Origin of the sequence: Nocardiopsis protaetiae (assembly GCF_045446735.1) — a bacterium.
Taxonomy (GTDB): domain Bacteria; phylum Actinomycetota; class Actinomycetes; order Streptosporangiales; family Streptosporangiaceae; genus Nocardiopsis; species Nocardiopsis protaetiae.
On record NZ_JBJJBV010000572.1, the window covers coordinates 1 to 528 of the forward strand.

Annotated in this window: 2 rRNA genes; both read right to left on the reverse strand. The window is 60.8% G+C overall.

Going from position 1 to position 528, the window contains the following annotated elements:
* Positions 1–197: 197 nt before the first annotated feature.
* Positions 198–313 (reverse strand): 5S ribosomal RNA (gene rrf, locus ACJOT3_RS34715).
* Positions 314–408: 95 nt separating this feature from the next.
* A 23S ribosomal RNA gene (locus ACJOT3_RS34720) occupies positions 409–528 on the reverse strand; the annotation flags it as partial.

Consider the following 528-nt stretch of genomic DNA (forward strand, 5'->3'; position numbering starts at 1 on the left):
AACTGTGCCGGGGCCCCAAAACAGACACACCCCCGCCCCCCACAGCGTTAACAAAGAACACCCACAAAACCGCCCGCCCGCCGGCCCCGGGACACAAAAAAAAGGGGGGCCGCCCCACGGCGACCCCCCACAAACAAACCCACAAAACAGGGAAAGCCCCCATCCCGAAGGACAGGGGCTCTCAACCCGCAAGAAAACCGTGGCGGCAACCTACTCTCCCACCCCACCACAGGGCAGTACCATCAGCGCAAGGAGACTTAACGACCGGGTTCGGAAAGTAACCGGGTGTGACCCTCCCACCATAACCACCACGGAAACCCACACCGCAACCAAACCCCAACCCAGGGGCCCGGAAACGGAAGCTTCCAGATTATGTGAAACGTATGCGCGAGCACCCAATTATCTGCAGCGGACAAGCCCTCGGCCTATTAGTACCGGTCAGCTCCACCCCTCACAAGGCTTCCACACCCGGCCTATCAACCCCATCGTCTCTAGGGAGCCTTACCCTCTCACAGGAGGCAGGAGACC